The sequence below is a fragment of the Sphingomonas sp. genome, from assembly GCA_019635535.1.
GTDB lineage: Bacteria > Pseudomonadota > Alphaproteobacteria > Sphingomonadales > Sphingomonadaceae > Allosphingosinicella.
In genome coordinates this window covers 2,731,806-2,750,380 of sequence record JAHBZH010000001.1, presented here as the reverse complement: position 1 = coordinate 2,750,380, position 18,575 = coordinate 2,731,806, and the positions used below count along the sequence as shown (strand labels likewise).

The following is an 18,575-nucleotide window of genomic DNA, read 5'->3' as shown; positions in this document are numbered from 1 at the left end:
GAAGCCCGAGCCCTGGGCCTGGGTCTGCCCTAGCATCGGCGGTCCGCCGGCGGAAGCGGCCCGCCGCCGAACGGCGATCAGCTGCCCATCAGCGCCGGGAAGAAGCCCTCATGCGCGCGGCGCAGATCGGCGAGGGGGATGCCTCGCATGGCATGGAACAGGAGCGCGTCGGCGCCGGTGTAGCCCAGCAGTGTTCCCGGAATCCGGCTGTAGTGCAGCGCCTTTTGCAGTTCGTCCGCGCTGTCGGTGGTGACCACATAGACGCCCTGATCCTCGGCAAACCACCGGGCCAGCTCGGCCTTGGCACCAAACGAAAACGGATAAGGCACAAGATCGGCGCCCATATTTCCGGCCAGAGCCATCTCCGCGATGGCAACCAGCAGGCCGCCATCGGACACATCGTGAACCGCCGTCACGATGCCCCCGTCAATCAATGTGCGGACAATCTCGCCATGTTCGCGCTCTTCATAAAGATCGACCATTGGAGGCGCGCCGTCCTCGCGACCATGCAGCTCGCGCAGCCATAGGGATTGGCCCAGATGACCGGCCAGGTTGCCGATGGCGAAAATCGCCTCGCCCTCCGCCTTGAACGCGATGGTCGCGCTCTTCTCCCAATCCGCGAGCAATCCGACGCCGCCGATCGCTGGCGTCGGCAGGATGGCGCTGCCGCCGCCGGTGGCCTTGCTCTCGTTGTAGAGGGAGACGTTGCCGCTCACGATCGGGAAATCGAGGGCGCGGCAGGCGTCGCTCATGCCTTCCAGGCAACCCACGATCTGGGCCATGATCTCGGGGCGCTGGGGGTTGGCGAAGTTGAGGCAGTTGGTGACCGCCAATGGCGTGGCGCCGACGGCGGAGAGGTTGCGATACGCCTCGGCGATCGCCTGCTTGCCGCCTTCATAGGGGTCGGCATAGCAGTAACGCGGCGTGCAATCGGTGGTCGCGGCGAGCGCCTTGCCGGTGCCGTGGACACGGACGACCGCCGCGTCGCCGCCCGATTTCTGGACGGTGTCGCCGCCCACCTGGCTGTCATATTGCTCCCAGATCCAGCGGCGGCTGGCGATGTCGGGCGAGGCCATCAGCTTGAGCAGGTCGGCGGCGATGTCGGTGCTTTCCGGCACATCGCCGAGCGGCTTCACGTTCGCCCAGGCCTTGTACTCGTCGCGCGACACATAGGGGCGGTCGTAGAGCGGCGCCTCGTCGGCCAGCGGCGCGAGGGGGATGTCGCAGACCGTCTCGCCGTTCCACTTGAGGATCATGCGGCCGGTGTCGGTGACCGTGCCGATCACCGCGAAATCCAGCTCCCATTTGCGGAAGATCGCCTCGGCCTCGGCCTCGCGGCCGGGCTTCAGGACCATCAGCATCCGCTCCTGCGATTCCGAGAGCATCATCTCGTAGGGCGTCATGCCGGTCTCGCGCTGGGGCACGGCGTTCATGTCGAGCTCGATGCCGACGCCGCCCTTGCTCGCCATCTCGACGCTGGAGGAGGTGAGGCCGGCCGCGCCCATGTCCTGGATGGCGACGATCGCGTCGCTGGCCATCAGCTCCAGGCAGGCCTCGATCAGCAGCTTCTCGGTGAAGGGATCGCCGACCTGGACGGTGGGGCGCTTCTCCTCGCTGTCCTCGCCGAAATCGGCCGAGGCCATCGTCGCGCCGTGGATGCCGTCGCGGCCGGTCTTGGAGCCGACATAGACGATCGGATTGCCGACGCCGGAGGCGGCCGAATAGAAGATCCTGTCGGTCTCGGCGACGCCGACCGTCATCGCATTGACGAGGATGTTGCCGTCATAAGCCGGGTGGAAATTGACCTCGCCGCCGACGGTGGGGACGCCGACGCAATTGCCGTAGCCGCCGATCCCACCGACCACGCCGGCGATCAGGTGGCGCATCCTGGGATGGTCCGGCCGGCCGAAGCGCAGCGCGTTGAGATTGGCGACGGGCCGCGCGCCCATCGTGAAGACGTCGCGCAATATGCCGCCGACGCCGGTCGCCGCGCCCTGATAGGGCTCGATATAGGAGGGGTGGTTGTGGCTCTCCATCTTGAAGATCGCGGCCTGACCGTCGCCGATGTCGATGACGCCGGCATTCTCGCCGGGGCCGCAGATGACCCAGGGGGCTTGCGTAGGCAGCTTCTTCAGGTGGATGCGCGAGGATTTGTAGGAGCAATGCTCCGACCACATGACCGAGAAGATGCCGAGCTCGGTGAGGTTCGGCTCGCGGCCCAGCGCGTGCAGGACGCGCGCATATTCTTCCGGGGAAAGGCCGTGCTCGGCGACGATTTCGGGAGTGATGGAATCGCTCATGCGCGGCTCCCTAGCCGGGTGGGACGCGCACGCCTAGCCCGACGCCGCAATGTCAGCGCCGGAAAGCGATCCGGAAACTCCACCATAACAAAGCCAGGATCGCGAGGCTGATGCCGGCGCCCCAGAACCAGTAAGGCAGCAGCAAGGCATCCGCGATGGCGCCCGTGTCCGATCGTTGCAGCTGGCCGCCGACGGTTCCGCCGGGGCTGAACAGATAGTCGAACTGCCTCCACACGCTGATGCAGGCCTGCACGCCGATGAGCTGGATGACGAAGTTTTGCCAGGGCGCGGATCCGCGCCATGCGAGCGTGCCGATCACCATGCCGAGCGCGGGGAGGACCAGCCAGCCCGTCAGCGACCGGACCCAGATCGACGTGGACAGGATGAGCGCGACGCCCAGCACCGCCAGCGCATTGCGGGTGGCGGCGGGAGAGCGCGAGGAGATGATGAGCGCGGCGCCCGCGATCGCCGGCCCGAGAGGCCCGCCTGCCGCAACCAGCGCATCGGTCAACCTGTATCCGTCGGCGGGGCGCAGCGACAGCGCGACGCCCGAACCGTCAGCGAAGATCATCAGGCGCTCGAACCCCCGGCCCGTGAGCAGCGCGGCCATGCCATGGCCCATTTCATGGAACCAGGTCGCCAATATCGTGAACGGATAGAGCAGGAAGCTGCCGAGCGTCGTCTGCCACAGCAGGACCGAGGCGAGCGCGATACCGAGCAGCAGCGCGACACGCTGTCGGTGGTCTTGGTCGGCGAGACTGCTGGACATCAAAGGCTCCCATTGAAGCGGTGAAGTCGCTCGAAGCCTTCGTCAACAGTCAACAATGCCGACAATGGCCGCTCACCCGCCGGCCGCCGGGGAAGTTGGCATCGGGTTTCGATCCGTTGCAGCCATTCAGCCCCTCCCTTGAAAGGGAGGGGAGATGGTTGGCCGCTTTCCGCCCATAACGGCCAACGTGGCAAAGAAGATCGGACCCGGATGGCGCACTTCGCCCGCCTGGGAGGCGGTGAACCGCGTCTAATGCGCGGGCATGATAATTGCCTGTCGCTTAGCCATCTGCGAAAAGATGTCCGGTACGATTGCCACGTATCTCAGGAGGGTGAGAATGGGCGGACTATATGACATCCTCATTGCCGCAGGCTTTGGCGTTGTCGTGCTTGCGCTGTTCCTGGCCCTCGTATTTCTACTTCGTCGATGGCTGCCAGCCCGGGCTGTTTATTTCCTCATGCCGGTTGCGCTGGTTTCAGCCCTGATTTCCTTCGTTCGGGAGGGATGGCTTTCAGCTTCTGCGGCGTCGGCAATCGGCATCGTGGCACTCATCCTGCTGTTTCGCGAATGGAGCGGCGCCCGGGATAAAGCGAAGATCGCGATGCCCCGGAGTTGATCGAAGCCGTTTGCCGATCATTCGTCGTGCGCATCACGAAAAAGGCCGGCCCGCTTTGGGCGGACCGGCCTCGGTTGCGTGGAAGCCGTAGCTTTTAGCTGCGACAGGTCTGCGAGCCCCGGCCGGGCGCGGCATAAGTGATGTTCGCGGTGTTGCCGCTGACCGAATAGCCGTCCGCCGCGTAGGGCGCGGCGCCGTCCGGCGAGGTCACGGTCGCGGCGATGTCGCCGCCGCGCTGGTTGCGGATCGTCGCCGTGTTGTTGTTGTAGAAATCGATATAGACGAGGCTGTTGTCGCGGCAGCGATAGGTGCGGCCGGCGACGATCGACGGCGGCAGCTCGACCGGCGCGGCGTTGGCAAGCGCCTCGGCCTGGGCGTCGTAGCGGTTGATGGTGACGGTCTCGGGCTCGCTGCTGCAAGCGGCGAGGGCGGCAGTAGCCGCGCAAGCGGCGGCAAGGGCAAGGCTCTTGTGCATGGTGGCCTCCTTCGCGGTCGCAGCAATCTCCGTCAAGCATTAGTTTGTCGGAAGAATAAGGCAGCCCGTCCGATTCGACAAATCGCATGCGGCGTTCGACAAAGCTCGCATCAATGCCTAGATTCCGGGGCGTCCCGCAGCTTGGAGGTCATGGTTCGCGATGCAGAGGGTTCGGATCGGCCTGACCGGCCTTGCCTTCGTCTTCCTCGCCGTGCTGCTCGCCGCGGTCTTCACGCGCGAGCCGGCGGGCGAGGAACCGATCACGCCCAAGCTGATCGAGCAGCAGGAGAATGGCGCCGGACGCGGCGCAGCCGCCGTGCCCCAGCCGCCCAAGCGCGCCGAACCTCTGGCCGAGCTGGGCGTGGCCCCGGGCAATGCCGAATCCAACAATGTCGCGTCGGCCGCCGAACCGACGCCCGAGCCGGCCCGACGCTGACCGACGAGTCGCGCGGCTCGTCGTCGCAGGGGCTCCACTCACCGACTTATCCACAGCCTCCCGCACAGGGTCCGAGCAAGTTTCGAAGCAAGAACATAACAAGAAAATCCGCGCTTTCCCTCTCTACTAGGCATGAAATCCCTAGAAAAGGCATGGAATCCCCTTCCAATCCCATGCCGCTTCGGTTATCCACGATCTCCTAGTCAGGGGCATTTCCTGTTCGCCGCGAGAGCGACGCGGGCGCGCGAAGGCGCGTGTCCGCGAACGGGGAAGGTCTGTGTGTGTGGGGACGGACGGCGGGCCTGAAGGGTGGAAATCGAGCATCTCTTCAACGGAAGCGCGCTCAACGCGGTGGACGCCAAGGGGCGTCTGTCCGTGCCCGCCTTCGTCCGCGCGGTAATCGAGCGGCGCTCCGACGCCAAGGTGATCATCCTGGGCACCCACGAGGTCGATGCCTGCCTGACCGGCTATGACCGCAATTACGCCCGCATCCTCTACAACGAGAACGAGCGCCGCCGCCTTGTCGAGGAAGGCGCCGACCCCAAGGCGCATTTCTCCCGCGCGCGTCGCACCTTCGGCGTCACCGAAGAGGCCCCTTACGACACGTCCGGCCGCATCGTCCTGCCCCCGATGATGCGCCGCCGGAGCGGAATCGAGGATTTGGCCCTGTTCGTCGGCGTCGGCGGCACGTTCGAAATCTGGCATCCGCGCCGCGCGCTGGAGAGCGGCGATGCGGAGCTGCGCGCGCTCGCCGAATACCGGCTGGAAGAGAAGGGGATCTCGCTATGAGCCCCGCCGCCGCGTCCCACATTCCCGTCCTGCTCGGCGAAGTCCTCGACGCGCTCGCCATCGCCCCCGGCGAGACGCATGTCGACGGCACGTTCGGCGCGGGCGGCTATACGCGCGCCATCCTGGACAAGGGAGCGGCCCGCGTCATCGCCTTCGATCGCGATCCCGACGCGATACGGGAAGGCGAGGCGCTGGCCGCTGCGAGCGGGGCGCGCCTGACGCTGGTGCCGGAACGTTTCTCCCGGATGCGTCAGGCGCTGGCCGACAGGGGCGTGGCGGCGGTGGACGGCGTGACGCTCGACATCGGCGTCTCCTCGATGCAGATCGACCGCGCCGAGCGCGGCTTCTCCTTCCAGGCCGACGGCCCGCTCGACATGCGGATGGGCGGCGAGGGCCAGAGCGCGGCGGATTTCGTGAACGAGGCCGACGAAGGCGAGATCGCGGATGTCCTGTTCACCTATGGCGAGGAGCGCCAGTCGCGCCGGGTGGCGCGGGCGATCGTCGCGGCGCGGCCGATCGCGCGGACCGGCGAGCTCGCGGACGTGGTGCGCAAGGCGCTCGGCCATCATGCGGGCATGAAGAAGGACCCGGCGACCCGGACCTTCCAGGCGCTGCGTATCCATGTGAACGAGGAGCTCAAGGAACTCGAGGGCGGGCTGGCGGCCGCGGAACAGGTATTGAAGCCGGGCGGCCGCCTCGCCGTCGTCACCTTCCATTCCCTCGAAGACCGGATCGTGAAGCGGTTCCTGAAGGTTCGCAGCGGCGCGCTGCCGGCCGGATCGCGTCATCTCCCCGCCGCCGCGAACGAAGCGCCGGCGCCGACCTTCGAGGGCGTGGCCCGGGCGGTGCGCCCCGGCGCCGCCGAAACCGAAGCCAATCCCCGCGCCCGTTCGGCGACCCTGCGCGCCGCGCGCCGCACCTCCGCCCCGTCATGGGCCAGTACGAGTATCGGGAAGGAACCGCCGAAATGATCGCCAGAGGTTTCAGACCAGTCGCGTGGGTCGCCGCCGTCGGCGTCGCCGCTTTGTCCTGCTACATGCTCTCGCTTCAGGTCGCGTCCGAGCGCGCCGAGCTGGCGAGCATCGAGCGGCGGATCGTCGCCACCCGGCAGGACATCCGCCAGCTCCAGACCGAGCTCGGCACGCGCGGCCGGCTGCAGCAGCTCGAGGCGTGGAATGCCGAGGTGCTGGCGCTGTCCGCGCCGACCGCCGGCCAGTTCCTCGACAACGGCGTCACGCTCGCCCGCTTCGACACGCGCGAGCAGGGCATCGACGCGCGCGCCGCCGAGGTACGGATGGCCTCCGCCCAGCTTCCGCCGCCGGCCGCTCCCGCGCCCCGCCCGGCGGCGCTGGTCCAGGCCGTGGCGGCTGAAGATGCACCATCGCTCGAGCCCGCCCGGCCGCGCGTGCGCCAGGCCAGCCTCACGGTCGCGCCCGAGCCGGCCGCGCCGCCGCCGCGTCCCGCCGCCGCGCCCGCCCCCGCCCGCCCCGGCGCGCTGCTCGACGAGGCGACGCTGCGCGATCTCAATGCCGCGGCGCGCGCCGAGCGCGGAGGCGCCCGCAACTGATGGCGACGCTCGCCGCCCAGGCCGTCCGGACCGCCTCCTCGCACACCCAGACCGATGGCCTGGCGGTCACCTATCAGCGGCTGATGCTGGTGTTGCTGCTGTTCGCCGGGGTGACGGCGCTCGTCGTGCTGCGGCTCGGCTATCTGCAGGTCTTCACCGATCGCTCCGGCGCGGCGGCGCTCGCCAATCCGCTGGTGCCGCCGCGCGCCGACATCACCGACCGCAACGGCGTCCCGCTGGCGCGCACCATCGACGCCTGGACGATCGGCGTGCACCCGCGCCGCGTGATCGGCGACCGGGGCGAGCTGGCGATCGCGCTCAACGAGCTGATGCCGGAGCGCAGCATCGCCGAATATCGCACCATCCTGGCGGCGGACAGCAACTACCTCTTCCTCCAGCGCCGCGCGATGCCGGAGCTGGTGGCGGCGGTGAATGCGCTGGGCGAGCCCGGCATCGTCTTCAACCGCGAGCCCGAGCGGCTCTATCCGCAGACCGCGATGGCCGGCCATGTGCTCGGCTGGACCGATTTCGACGGCCGCGGCGTCGCCGGCATGGAGCGGGTCCTGGAGGGCCGGCTGACCGATCCGGCGCGGCGCGGCGAGCCGGTGGCGCTGTCGATCGACAGCCGGGTGCAGGCGACGCTGGAATCGGAGCTGGCGAGCGCGGTCAGCGCGATGAGCGCCGAAGGCGGCACCGGCATCGTGCTCGACGTCGACACCGGCGAAGTGGTGGCGATGGCCTCGGCGCCGACCTTCAATCCCAATGCCGCCGGCCGATCCGACCCCAGCGCCCTCTACAACCGCGCGACGATGGGCGTCTACGAGCTGGGCTCCACCTTCAAGCCGATCACGGTGGCGGCGGCGCTGGACGCGGGTGTCATCACCTCGCTCGGCCAGCGCTGGGACGCCTCGCCGGTGCCGATCGGCCGCTTCCGGATCACCGACAGCCATGCCATGCCGGCGACGCTCAGCGTACCGGACATTCTCGTCCAGTCCTCGAACGTCGCGAGCGCGCGGATCGCCGACCAGATGGGCGCCGAACGGATGCAGGCGACCTTCCGCGCGCTCGGCTTCCATGAAGCGCCGCATATCGAGCTCGCCGAGCGCGCGCGCCCGCTCTGGCCGCGCGACTGGGGTCGGGCGACCGTGCTGACCACCGGGTTCGGGCACGGCATCGCGGTGACGCCGCTCCATCTCGCCAGCGCCTATGCGGCCCTGGTCAACGGCGGGACGTGGCGGCCGGCGACCCTGATGCGGATCGAGCCCGGCCATGTCGCGCCGGGCCGGCAGGTCTTCTCGCCGCGGACCAGCCTGCGCTCGCGCCAGATGCTGCGGATGATCGTCACCAACGGCACCGGGCGCCGGGCCGAGGCACCGGGCTTCCGCGTCGGCGGTAAGACCGGCACGGCCGAAAAGGTCGCGGAAGGCGGCGGATATTCGCGGCGGGTCAACGTTTCCACCTTCGCGGCGGCTTTCCCTATGGACCGGCCGCGCTATGTGGTGCTCGTCATGATGGACGCCCCACGCCCCACCGAAGCCAACAGCTACGTCACCACCGCCGCTTATACGGCCGCACCGATCGTCAGCCGGCTGATCTCCCGCGCCGGGCCGCTGCTCGGCGTCATTCCGGACCGTGACCGCGATCTCGACACGTCCGAGCTGATGCCGCTGCTCGCTTCCGCGAGGCGGTGATGCGGTTGGGCGCGCTGATCGGCAGCGACGATCCCGCCACCGTCACCGGCTTCGCGATCGACCACCGGAAGGTGGCCCCGGGCACGGTGTTCGGCGCGTTCCAGGGCGCGCGCTTCGACGGCGAGGATTTCATTCGCGCGGCGATCGACGCCGGCGCGATCGCGGTGGTGGCACGCCCGCAGGCGCTGGTGGAAGGCGCGGTCCATATCGAGGCGCTCGAGCCCAGGCGCATGTTCGCGCGGCTGGCGGCGCGCTTCTTCCACCCCTTCCCGGAGACGGTGGCCGCCGTCACCGGCACCAACGGCAAGACATCGACCGTCGAGCTCTGCCGCCAGCTCTGGCGGATGGCGGGGCACCGCTCGGCCAGCATCGGCACGCTCGGCGTCACGACGGCGGACGACCAGGCGACGACCGGCCTCACCACGCCCGACATCGTCACCTTCCTCTCCAACATGGCGGGCCTCAAAAAGCTCGGCATCAGCCATGCCGCGTTCGAGGCCTCCAGCCACGGTCTGTCGCAATACCGCACCGAGGGGCTGAAGGTGTCGGCGGCCGCCTTCACCAATCTGAGCCGCGACCATCTCGATTATCACGAGACGATGGAGGCCTATTTCGAGGCCAAGATGCGGCTGTTCGACGAGGTGCTGAGCGCGGACGGGATTGCGGTGGTCTGGGCGGACGACGCGAAATCCGACGAGGTCGCGCGGCGCTGCCGGGCGCGGGGCCTCAAGGTAATGACGGTCGGCGCGCGGGGCGAGACGCTGAAGCTGGTCAGGCGCGAGACGACGCCGCTGGGGCAGAAGCTGACGATCGAGGCCGACGGCGGGACGCATATCGTCAACCTCGCGCTGATCGGCGCTTATCAGGCGGCCAACGCGCTGACCGCAGCGGGGCTGATCATCGCGACCGGCGGCGAGCTGGCGCAGACGCTCGCCAATCTGGCGCGGGTGCAGCCGGTGCGCGGGCGGCTGGAGCGGGCGGTGATCACGAAGAGCGGCGCGCCGGTCTATGTCGATTATGCCCATACGCCGGACGCGATCGAGAGCGCGATCGAGGCGCTGCGGCCGCATGCGAGGGACCGGCTGATCATCGTCTTCGGCGCCGGCGGCGACCGCGACACCGGCAAGCGCGCCGAGATGGGCGCGGTCGCGGCGCGGCTCGCCGACCGCGTCATCGTCACCGACGACAACCCCCGGAGCGAAGACCCGGCGGCGATCCGCGCCGCGATCATGGCCGCCGCGCCGGGCGCGAGCGAAATGGCCGGCCGGCGCGAGGCGATCCGCGCGGCGATCGCCGAGGCGGGACCGGGCGATGTGGTGCTGCTCGCCGGCAAGGGCCACGAACAGGGCCAGATCGTCGGCGGCAAGGTGATGCCGTTCGACGACGTGACGGTGGCGCGGGAGGAGGCGGCGTGAGGGGCTCGGCATTCGTCTTCTTTTTCCGCTTGCGGGAGGGGGAATGATGGCCCTTTGGACCGCCACCGAGATCGCGGACGCGACGGACGGAATCGCCAGCGGCGATTTCATGGTCGATGGCGTCGCCTTCGACTCGCGCGAGATCGGACCGGGCGACCTGTTCGTCGCGATGAAGGGCGAGACGACCGACGGGCATCTCTTCCTCGAAAAGGCCTTCGCCGCCGGCGCGGCGGGCGCGATCGCCAGCGAGGCGACGGCGCATCCGCATGTGCGGGTGGCGGACAGCTTCGCGGCGCTCAATGAGCTGGGACGCGCCTCGCGGGCGCGGACGAACGCCAGGGTGATCGGGGTGACCGGCTCGGTCGGCAAGACCGGGACCAAGGAGGCTTTGTTCGCCGCGCTCGATCGCCATGCGCCGGGCCGCGCGCACCGCTCGGTCAAGAGCTACAACAATCATACCGGCGTGCCGCTCTCGCTCGCCCGGATGCCGCGCGAGACGCGCTATGGCATTTTCGAGATGGGCATGAGCCATCCCGGCGAGCTGGCCGCGCTGACCCGGCTGGTGCGCCCCCATGTCGCGATCGTCACCGCCATCGCGCCGGCGCACCGGGAGTTCTTCGCCAGCGAGGCGGAGATAGCCGACGCGAAGGGCGAGATATTCCAGGGGCTGGAGCCGGGGGGAACCGCGATTGTGCCGTTCGACAGCCCGCATCGCGACCGGCTGATCGCCGCCGCGCGGCCTCATGCCGACAGGATCGTGACCTTCGGACTGGAGGAGGGCGCGGATGTGCGCGCGGCCTATGCCGTGCGCGCGCCCCGGGGCGGAACGCTGGTGACGGCGACCCTGTCCGGCGGGCAACTGAGCTACACGATCGGCCAGGCCGGCGCGCACTGGGTGGCAAACAGCCTGGCGGTGATCGCCGCGGTGCAGGCGGCGGGCGGCGATCTTGCCCAGGCGGGGCTGGCGCTGGCCGATCTCGGCGGGCTGAAGGGCCGGGGCGAGCGGTGGCGCATCGCGGTCGCGGGCGGCGAGGCGCTGCTGATCGACGAAAGCTACAACGCCAATCCGGCCTCGATGGCGGCGACGCTGAAGATGCTGGGCGAAGAGGAGGTGGCCGGGCGGCGGATCGCGGTGCTCGGCGCGATGCGCGAGCTGGGCGAGGGCAGCGCCGATTTCCACGCCGCTTTGGCCTGGGCGCTCGCGGCGGCGCGGGTCGAGCGTGCCATCCTGGTCGGCGCGGAGATGGAAGCGCTCGCGAAAGCGCTTGGCCCGGCGATCGAAATGACGCATGTGCCGGACACGGCGACCGCCATCGATCTCGCCCGCGCGGCGATCGGCCCGGGGGACGCCGTCCTCGTCAAGGGATCCAATTCGATCGGACTTGCCGCCCTCGTCGAGGCGCTGGCGAGCGCGCCTCCCGGCTCGTTCGGAACAGGGGAAGACTGATGTTTCTGTGGCTGGCCGAACAGCTGGGTTTTCCGGGAGGGCTGAACCTCTTCCGCTACATCACGTTCCGGGCCGGCGCGGCGACCGCGACGGCCTTGTTCCTGGGCCTCATCATCGGCCCGAAGTTCATCGGCTGGCTGCGCGTGCGCCAGGGCAAGGGCCAGCCGATCCGCGACGACGGCCCGCAGAGCCATCTCGCCAAGCGCGGCACGCCGACCATGGGCGGGCTGATGATCCTGACCTCGCTGATCGTCGCGATGCTGCTGTGGATGGATTTCTCCAGCCGCTATCTGTGGGGTTGCCTGCTGATCATCACTGGCTTCGGCCTGATCGGCTTTCTCGACGATTACGACAAGGTGAAGAAGCGCCACCATGCCGGGGTGTCCGGCAGGGTAAGGCTGGCGGGCGAATTCCTGGTCGCCCTGTTCGGCTGCTGGCTGATCCTCGGCGGGTTCGACGGCGATCTCTACATCCCCTTCTACAACGGGCCGGTGATCGATCTCGGCCCCTTGTACATCCTGTTCGCCGCCTTCGTCGTCGTCGCTTTCGGCAATGCGGTGAACCTGACCGACGGGCTGGACGGGCTGGCGACCATGCCGGTGATCATCGCCAGCCTCGCCTTCATCGTCATCGCTTATCTGGTCGGCAACGCGATCTTCTCCGCCTATCTCGGCATCCCGCACGTGCCGGGCGTGGGCGACCTCACCGTCCTGTGCGCCGCGATCGTCGGGGCCGGGCTCGCCTTCCTCTGGTTCAACGCGCCGCCGGCCGCCGTCTTCATGGGCGACACCGGGAGCCTCGCCTTGGGCGGGGCGCTCGGCGCGATCGCGGTGGCGACCCGGCACGAGATCGTGCTCGGCATCATCGGCGGGCTGTTCGTCGTGGAGGCGATGAGCGTCATCATCCAGGTCTTCTACTTCAAGCGCACCGGCAAGCGCATCTTCCGCATGGCGCCGATCCACCACCATTTCGAGCAGCTCGGCTGGAGCGAGCCGACGGTCGTGATCCGTTTCTGGATCATCTCCTTCGTGTTGGCGCTGGCGGGGCTGGCGACGCTCAAGGTCAGATGATTACGAGCCCCGCCTTCGCCGGCAAGCGCTACGCCGTGCTGGGGTTGGCCCGCTCCGGTGTGGCGACGGTCGAGGCGCTGGTGGCGAGCGGGGCGGAGGTCGTGGCCTGGGACGCGAAGGAGGAGGCGCGGGCGGCCTTGACGGGCAAGGTAAGGCTCGCCGATCCGCTTGAGACGGACCTCACCGGCTTTGCCGGCGTCGTCGTCTCGCCCGGCGTGCCGCTGAACCGGCATCCTATCGCGGGCCATGCGGCGAGGTTCGGCGTACCGGTGATCGGCGACATCGAATTGTTCGCGCAGGCGCGCGCGAGTCTGCCGCCGCACAAGGTGGTCGGGATCACGGGGACGAACGGCAAGTCGACGACCACCGCTCTGGTTCACCATATCCTCAAGACCGCCGGCGTGCCGGCGACGATGGGCGGCAATATCGGGCTTCCCATTCTCGCGCAGGACCCGTTGCCGGAGGGCGGGATCTATGTGCTGGAGCTGTCGAGCTATCAGATCGACCTGACCTTCAGCCTCGATTGCGACGTCGCGGTGCTGCTCAACGTGACGCCGGATCATCTCGATCGGTATGAGAGCTTCGAAGCCTATGCGGCTTCGAAGGAAAGGCTGCTCGAGATGCAGTCCACCGATCGTGCCATCGTCTTCGGATCATCCTTTCATGCGCAGCGGCGGCAAACTTATGACCGCTATTTTGAATCCGGCCGTAACGTCCGCTGCCAACCAAGCTATACGATGCAAGACCCCGCCGATCTCTGGGATGCATTCGACAATACTAAGTGGAAATCGGTTCAGTCTGACTGGCCCTCGCTACAAGGCCCGCATAATGCCGAGAATGCTGGCGCGGCGCTGGCCGTATGCTTCGCGTTGGGACTAAGCACCGAACAAATAGATGAAGGCCTGCAAACCTATCCCGGCCTCCCGCACCGTATGGAGCGAGTGCGGGAGAAGGATGGTGTCCTCTTCGTCAACGACAGCAAGGCGACCAATGCGGATTCGGCGGCGCCGGCGCTGGCGGCCTTTCCGGATGTGCACTGGATCCTGGGCGGGCTGGCCAAGACCGAGAGCCTGGGGCCGTGCGAGGCGGAACTCGGCCATGTCCGGGCGGCCTATACGATCGGGGAGTCCGGGCCGATGTTCGCGCGGCTGCTGGAGGGCAGGGTGCCGGTGACGCAATCGATCGTGCTGGATCGGGCCGTGCGGGACGCGGCGGCGGCGGCGAAGGCGGGGGAGGTGGTTTTGCTCTCCCCGGCTTCGGCCTCGTTCGACCAGTTCCGGGATTATGAGGCGCGGGGCCAGGCGTTTCGCGACGCGGTGGAGGCGTTATGAGCACGGACGCGTTCGACGCCGTCCAGGCCAATCGCGCGGCGCGGCTCGGCCGGTCCGACCGCAGCGCGATCGGGCGCTGGTTCTGGGAGATCGACAAGCTGCTGCTCGTCCTCGTCGCGGTGCTGATCGCGATCGGGCTGATCGCGGTGGCGGCGGCCTCGCCGGCGGCGGCGCAGCGTTATTCGGGCGGCGCCGTGACCTTCGCGCCGCTGCACTATTTCTACCGCCAGCTCGTCTGGATACTGCTCGCCATTCCGGTGATGATCGGCGTGTCGATGCTGCCCAAGCATCTGGCGCGGCGCTTCGCCATCCTGGGCGCGATCGCGTTCGCCGTTTTGCTCTTCCTGGTGCCGGTCATCGGGCAGGAGGTGAACGGCGCGCGGCGCTGGCTCGGCGTCGGCTTCACCCAGTTCCAGCCGTCCGAATTCCTGAAGCCGCTCTATATCGTCGCGGTCGCCTGGCTGCTCTCCCTGAAGGACAAGGATCCGTCGCTGCCGATGGTGCCGCTGACCGGGGCGATCACCGGCATCATCGCGCTGCTGCTCATGCAGCAGCCCAATTTCGGCGAGACGATCATCTTCGGCGCGGCCTGGGTGCTGCTGCTGGCGCTGTCCGGCGCGCCGATGCGGTTCCTCTACATGCTGGGCGCGGCGGGCGTAACGGCGATCGTGCTGGCCTATTTCTTCTATCCCGTCGCGACCGCCCGGATCGACGGCTTCCTCTTCTCCGAAGGCGACACCTATCAGGTCGAGGCGGCGATGCGCACGCTCACCGCCGGCGGCCTGTTCGGTGCGGGGCCGGGGGCGGGCGTGCGCAAGTTCCACCTGCCGGAGCCGCACACCGACTATATCTTCTCGGTGATCGGCGAGGAGTTCGGCATCATCGCCTGCCTCGCCATCGCCCTGCTCTACATGTTCATCGTCGGGCGGGTGCTGATCCGGATGCTGCACGAGGAGGACAAGTTCGTCGTGCTGGCCGGCGCCGGCCTCGTCTGCCAGTTCGGGCTGCAGGCGCTGATCAACATGGCGGTCAACGTCCATATCGCCCCGTCCAAGGGCATGACCCTGCCGTTCATCTCCTATGGCGGATCGTCGATGATCGCGCTTTCCATCGGCTTCGGCTTGCTGCTCGCCTTCAGCCGCCGCAACCCCTATCTTCACCGCTCGCCTTATGTGGTGAAACGGAGCGGCGGCGGATGAGTTTCTCGCACCATTATGTCCTGGCTGCGGGCGGCACGGGCGGGCACATGATGCCGGCCCATGCGCTCGCCGAGGAATTGCTGGCGCGCGGCCATCGCTGCGCGCTGGTCACCGACGATCGCGGCGCGCGCATCCCGGGGCTGTTCGACAATGTGCAGGTTCATATCCTGCCCGCCGGCCGCATCGCGGGCGGGCCGATCGGCTGGCTCAGGGCGGCGCGCTCGATCCTGACCGGGCGGACCATGGCCGGGCGGCTCTACGAGACGTTCAAGCCATCGGCGGTGATCGGCTTCGGCGGTTATCCGGCCTTCCCGGCGCTGCTGGCGGCACGCAAGGCCAACATTCCCACCTTGATCCACGAGCAGAATGCGGTGCTCGGCCGGGTGAACCGGCTGGTCGCCGCGCGCGTGGACGCGATCGCGACCGCTTATGAGACGATCGACCGGCTGCCGGCCAAGGCGGCGCACAAGGTCCATCTGGTCGGCAATCCGGTGCGCGACGAGGTGCTCAGCTTACGCGACCAGCCTTTTCCGGTGTTGGACGAGGATGGCGTGTTCCGCCTGCTCGTCACCGGCGGGAGCCAGGGGGCGTCGATCCTGTCCGACGTGGTGCCGGAGGGGCTGGCGCTGCTGCCCGAGCATTTCCGGCGGCGGCTGCAGGTGACGCAGCAATGCCGGCCCGAGGATATCGAGCAGGTGCGCGCGCGCTATGCGGCGCTGGGGATTCCGGCGGAGCTGGCCACCTATATGCCGGACCTGCCGGAGCGGCTGGCCTGGTCGCATCTTATCATCGCGCGGGCCGGGGCCTCGACCATCGCCGAGCTGACGGCGGCGGGGCGGCCGGCGATCCTGATCCCGCTCCCGTCGGCCACCGACGATCACCAGACCGCCAATGCCCGCGAGATGGCGAAGGCGGGCGGCGCGCGGGCGATCGCGCAGGAGAGGTTCACGCCGATCGAGCTGGCCAAGCAGATGCAGAAGCTGGCGCTCGATCCGGTTGCGCTGACCAATGCGGCCGGGCGGGCCAAGGCGGTGGGCAGGCCCGACGCGGCCAGGGCGCTCGCCGATCTGGTCGAGCGGGTGGGGCGTCATCCCGATGCCGATCCGGCCTATGTCGGCGCGCCCTCCTTCCGGGAAATGCCCGCCAACGGAGTGCCGGCATGAGGGGCGTGGGCACCGATATCGGCACGATCCACTTCGTCGGCATCGGCGGCATCGGCATGTCCGGCATCGCCGAGGTGATGAAGATCCTGGGCTATCAGGTGCAGGGATCGGATTCCGCCGAAGGCTATGTCGTCGAGGGGTTGCGCAAGAAGGGCATCCCGGTCGCGATCGGGCAGAGCGCCGACAATCTGGGCGACGCCGCCGTCGTCGTGATCTCGACGGCGATCCGCAAGGACAATCCGGAGGTCGTCGCGGCCTATGAGCGGCGCATCCCGGTGGTGCGCCGCGCCGAGATGCTGGCCGAGCTGATGCGTTTGAAGTCCACCGTCGCGGTGGCGGGGACGCACGGCAAGACGACCACCACGTCGATGATCGCGGCGATGCTGGACGCGGGCGGGATCGATCCCACCGTCATCAATGGCGGGATCATCAACGCCTATGGCTCCAACGCCCGGCTCGGCAAGTCCGACTGGATGGTGGTGGAGGCCGACGAGAGCGACGGCTCCTTCCTCCGGCTCGACGGCACGATCGCGGTCGTCACCAATATCGATCCCGAGCATCTCGACCATTACGGCTCGTTCGAGCGGGCGAAGGACGCCTATGTCGAGTTCGTCGAGAATGTGCCCTTCTACGGCGCGGCCCTGCTCTGCGTCGATCATCCCGAGGTGCAGGGGATCATCCCCCGCCTGCGCGACCGGCGGATCGTCACTTACGGCTTCGCGGCGCAGGCCGATATTCGCGGCGACAATGTCGAGCCGGTGCCGGGCGGCAACAGGTTCGACGTGACAGTGCGCGACCGGGCCGGCGAGCAGCGCGTGATCGCGGGTGTGCACCTGCCGATGCCGGGGCGGCACAATGTCCAGAACGCGCTCGCCGCGATCGGCGTGGCGATCGAGCTGGGCATATCGGACGAGGTGATCGCGCGCGGCTTCGACCAGTTCGGCGGAGTGAAGCGGCGCTTCACCAAGGTCGGCGAGGTCGACGGCGTGACGATCATCGACGATTACGGCCACCATCCGGTGGAAATCAAAGCCGTGCTGTCGGCGGCGCGCGAGGGCGCCGAGGGCCGTGTGATCGCGGTGGTGCAGCCGCATCGCTTCACCCGGCTCCAGTCGCTGTTCGAGGACTTCCAGGGCGCGTTCAACGATGCCGATCTGGTGCTGGTCGCCCCGGTCTTCGCGGCGGGTGAGGCGCCGATCGAAGGTGTCGATCACGAGGTTCTGGTCGAGGGGCTGAAGCAGCGCGGCCATCTGGGCGCCTATGCGGTCGCGGATGTGGACGATGTGTGCGCCAAGCTCAAGAGCCTCGCCGCGCCGGGGGACATGGTGATCTGTCTGGGCGCGGGCGACATCACCAAATGGGCGGCGGGGCTGGCCGACGGCATCTGCAAGGCGCGTGGATCATGAACGCCGTCATCGACATGCCGGCCGTGCGCGGCAGGCTGACGCCAAAGGCGCCGCTGGCGCCGCTCGTCTGGTTCAAATCGGGCGGGACGGCGGAGTGGTTGTTCGAACCGAAGGATGCGGAGGATCTCAGCGATTTCCTCGCGCATCTCGATCCGGCTGTGCCGGTGATGGGGCTCGGGCTCGGCTCCAACCTCATCGTGCGCGACGGCGGGGTGCCGGGCGCGGTGGTGCGGCTCGGCAAAGCCTTCGCCAAGGTCGAGCGGATGGACGATGTGACCTTGTCCTGCGGCGGCGGAGCGAGCGGCATCCTCGTCTCCTCGACGGCGCGGGACGCGGGGATCGCAGGGCTGGAGTTCCTGCGCTCGATCCCCGGCACGGTCGGCGGCTTCGTGCGGATGAACGGCGGCGCCTATGGCCGCGAGGTGAAGGATATCCTGATCGACTGCGAGATCGTGCTGCGCTCTGGCGAGCGGCGGAGGCTGGCGCTGGCGGAGCTGGGCTATACCTATCGCCATAGCGCGCTGCCGGCGGGCGCGATCGTGATCGGCGCGACCTTCCGGGGGCATTCCGGCGAGAAGGCCACTATTCAGGCGGAGATGGACCGGATCGCGGCCGAGCGGGAGCTCAGCCAGCCGCTGAGGAGCCGGACGGGCGGATCGACCTTCAAGAATCCGCCGGGCGACAAGGCCTGGCGGCTGATCGACGAAGCGGGTCTGCGCGGGCATCGCATCGGCGACGCGCAGGTGTCCGAAAAGCACTGCAATTTCCTGCTCAATCTGGGCAATGCGACGAGCGCGGACATCGAGGCGCTGGGCGAGGAGGTGCGCGCGCGGGTGAAGGCGAAGGCGGGCGTGGTGCTGGAGTGGGAGATACAAAGAGTGGGAGTAAGCGTTGCGTAAGC

General features: G+C 68.4%; 17 protein-coding genes. 14 read left to right on the top strand and 3 right to left on the bottom strand.

Annotated features, from left to right (window positions below; genetic code table 11):
- Positions 1-77: 77 nt before the first annotated feature.
- Positions 78-2,300: a phosphoribosylformylglycinamidine synthase subunit PurL gene (purL, locus tag KF780_14090; GenBank protein MBX3562932.1), complete on the bottom strand. Its 2,223-nt coding sequence runs from the start codon at positions 2,298-2,300 to the stop codon at positions 78-80.
- A 52-nt stretch (positions 2,301-2,352) separates the two neighbouring features.
- A complete protein-coding gene (locus tag KF780_14085; protein ID MBX3562931.1) occupies positions 2,353-3,069 on the bottom strand; it encodes a M50 family metallopeptidase in 717 nt (238 codons plus the stop codon).
- A gap of 298 nt (positions 3,070-3,367) precedes the next feature.
- Between KF780_14085 and KF780_14080 the strand changes: the two genes are divergently transcribed.
- Positions 3,368-3,685 carry a hypothetical protein gene (locus KF780_14080; GenBank protein MBX3562930.1) on the top strand — a complete coding sequence of 106 codons (318 nt, stop codon included), beginning with the start codon at positions 3,368-3,370 and terminating at the stop codon, positions 3,683-3,685.
- 94 nt (positions 3,686-3,779) lie between these two features.
- Here the strand turns inward: KF780_14080 and KF780_14075 are convergent, their stop codons facing one another.
- Positions 3,780-4,160: a hypothetical protein gene (locus KF780_14075; protein MBX3562929.1), complete on the bottom strand. Its 381-nt coding sequence runs from the start codon at positions 4,158-4,160 to the stop codon at positions 3,780-3,782.
- Between the two features lie 160 nt (positions 4,161-4,320).
- On the opposite strand from KF780_14075, the gene KF780_14070 reads away from it, so the two are divergent.
- The 13 genes from KF780_14070 to murB all read left to right on the top strand — a co-directional run bounded on the left by KF780_14070 (position 4,321) and on the right by murB (position 18,573).
- A complete protein-coding gene (locus KF780_14070) occupies positions 4,321-4,596 on the top strand; it encodes a hypothetical protein (GenBank protein ID MBX3562928.1) in 276 nt (91 codons plus the stop codon).
- 309 nt (positions 4,597-4,905) lie between these two features.
- Positions 4,906-5,385 carry a division/cell wall cluster transcriptional repressor MraZ gene (locus tag KF780_14065; protein MBX3562927.1) on the top strand — a complete coding sequence of 160 codons (480 nt, stop codon included), beginning with the start codon at positions 4,906-4,908 and terminating at the stop codon, positions 5,383-5,385.
- Complete coding sequence (rsmH, locus tag KF780_14060) at positions 5,382-6,356, top strand: 16S rRNA (cytosine(1402)-N(4))-methyltransferase RsmH (protein ID MBX3562926.1); 975 nt, start codon at positions 5,382-5,384, stop codon at positions 6,354-6,356. The genes KF780_14065 and rsmH overlap by 4 nt, the downstream gene beginning before the upstream one ends.
- Positions 6,353-6,952 carry a hypothetical protein gene (locus KF780_14055; protein MBX3562925.1) on the top strand — a complete coding sequence of 200 codons (600 nt, stop codon included), beginning with the start codon at positions 6,353-6,355 and terminating at the stop codon, positions 6,950-6,952. Before rsmH ends, KF780_14055 begins: the two co-directional genes overlap by 4 nt.
- Positions 6,952-8,643, top strand: coding sequence for a penicillin-binding protein 2 (locus KF780_14050; GenBank protein MBX3562924.1), 1,692 nt, complete (start codon positions 6,952-6,954; stop codon positions 8,641-8,643). The genes KF780_14055 and KF780_14050 overlap by 1 nt, the downstream gene beginning before the upstream one ends.
- Complete coding sequence (locus tag KF780_14045; GenBank protein MBX3562923.1) at positions 8,643-10,058, top strand: UDP-N-acetylmuramoyl-L-alanyl-D-glutamate--2,6-diaminopimelate ligase; 1,416 nt, start codon at positions 8,643-8,645, stop codon at positions 10,056-10,058. The genes KF780_14050 and KF780_14045 overlap by 1 nt, the downstream gene beginning before the upstream one ends.
- Positions 10,059-10,101: 43 nt before the next feature.
- Entirely contained in the window at positions 10,102-11,505 is a 1,404-nt protein-coding gene (gene murF / locus KF780_14040) for a UDP-N-acetylmuramoyl-tripeptide--D-alanyl-D-alanine ligase (protein MBX3562922.1), read from the top strand.
- Positions 11,505-12,575 (top strand): phospho-N-acetylmuramoyl-pentapeptide-transferase, encoded by a 1,071-nt coding sequence (mraY, locus tag KF780_14035; protein ID MBX3562921.1) that lies wholly within the window; start codon positions 11,505-11,507, stop codon positions 12,573-12,575. The genes murF and mraY overlap by 1 nt, the downstream gene beginning before the upstream one ends.
- Positions 12,572-13,906 carry a UDP-N-acetylmuramoyl-L-alanine--D-glutamate ligase gene (murD, locus tag KF780_14030; GenBank protein ID MBX3562920.1) on the top strand — a complete coding sequence of 445 codons (1,335 nt, stop codon included), beginning with the start codon at positions 12,572-12,574 and terminating at the stop codon, positions 13,904-13,906. Before mraY ends, murD begins: the two co-directional genes overlap by 4 nt.
- Positions 13,903-15,105 carry a cell division protein FtsW gene (locus KF780_14025; protein MBX3562919.1) on the top strand — a complete coding sequence of 401 codons (1,203 nt, stop codon included), beginning with the start codon at positions 13,903-13,905 and terminating at the stop codon, positions 15,103-15,105. Before murD ends, KF780_14025 begins: the two co-directional genes overlap by 4 nt.
- On the top strand, positions 15,102-16,268 hold the full coding sequence (murG, locus tag KF780_14020; GenBank protein ID MBX3562918.1) for an undecaprenyldiphospho-muramoylpentapeptide beta-N-acetylglucosaminyltransferase: 1,167 nt from the start codon (positions 15,102-15,104) through the stop codon (positions 16,266-16,268). Before KF780_14025 ends, murG begins: the two co-directional genes overlap by 4 nt.
- Positions 16,265-17,674, top strand: a complete 1,410-nt coding sequence (locus tag KF780_14015; protein ID MBX3562917.1) for a UDP-N-acetylmuramate--L-alanine ligase — start codon at positions 16,265-16,267, stop codon at positions 17,672-17,674. The genes murG and KF780_14015 overlap by 4 nt, the downstream gene beginning before the upstream one ends.
- A complete protein-coding gene (gene murB / locus KF780_14010) occupies positions 17,671-18,573 on the top strand; it encodes a UDP-N-acetylmuramate dehydrogenase (protein ID MBX3562916.1) in 903 nt (300 codons plus the stop codon). The genes KF780_14015 and murB overlap by 4 nt, the downstream gene beginning before the upstream one ends.
- Positions 18,574-18,575 lie beyond the last annotated feature (2 nt).

Bases quoted from the DNA above. Each gene is read 5' to 3' on its own strand.
- KF780_14080 (MBX3562930.1), top strand. From the start codon at position 3,368: ATGTCCGGTACGATTGCCACGTATCTCAGGAGGGTGAGAATGGGCGGA.
- mraY (MBX3562921.1), top strand. From the start codon at position 11,505: ATGTTTCTGTGGCTGGCCGAACAGCTGGGTTTTCCGGGAGGGCTGAAC.
- KF780_14050 (MBX3562924.1), top strand. From the start codon at position 6,952: ATGGCGACGCTCGCCGCCCAGGCCGTCCGGACCGCCTCCTCGCACACC.
- KF780_14055 (MBX3562925.1), top strand. From the start codon at position 6,353: ATGATCGCCAGAGGTTTCAGACCAGTCGCGTGGGTCGCCGCCGTCGGC.
- murB (MBX3562916.1), top strand. From the start codon at position 17,671: ATGAACGCCGTCATCGACATGCCGGCCGTGCGCGGCAGGCTGACGCCA.
- rsmH (MBX3562926.1), top strand. From the start codon at position 5,382: ATGAGCCCCGCCGCCGCGTCCCACATTCCCGTCCTGCTCGGCGAAGTC.
- KF780_14045 (MBX3562923.1), top strand. From the start codon at position 8,643: ATGCGGTTGGGCGCGCTGATCGGCAGCGACGATCCCGCCACCGTCACC.
- KF780_14085 (MBX3562931.1), bottom strand. From the start codon at position 3,069: ATGTCCAGCAGTCTCGCCGACCAAGACCACCGACAGCGTGTCGCGCTG.
- KF780_14015 (MBX3562917.1), top strand. From the start codon at position 16,265: ATGAGGGGCGTGGGCACCGATATCGGCACGATCCACTTCGTCGGCATC.
- murG (MBX3562918.1), top strand. From the start codon at position 15,102: ATGAGTTTCTCGCACCATTATGTCCTGGCTGCGGGCGGCACGGGCGGG.
- KF780_14075 (MBX3562929.1), bottom strand. From the start codon at position 4,160: ATGCACAAGAGCCTTGCCCTTGCCGCCGCTTGCGCGGCTACTGCCGCC.
- murD (MBX3562920.1), top strand. From the start codon at position 12,572: ATGATTACGAGCCCCGCCTTCGCCGGCAAGCGCTACGCCGTGCTGGGG.
- KF780_14070 (MBX3562928.1), top strand. From the start codon at position 4,321: ATGCAGAGGGTTCGGATCGGCCTGACCGGCCTTGCCTTCGTCTTCCTC.
- KF780_14025 (MBX3562919.1), top strand. From the start codon at position 13,903: ATGAGCACGGACGCGTTCGACGCCGTCCAGGCCAATCGCGCGGCGCGG.
- murF (MBX3562922.1), top strand. From the start codon at position 10,102: ATGATGGCCCTTTGGACCGCCACCGAGATCGCGGACGCGACGGACGGA.
- purL (MBX3562932.1), bottom strand. From the start codon at position 2,300: ATGAGCGATTCCATCACTCCCGAAATCGTCGCCGAGCACGGCCTTTCC.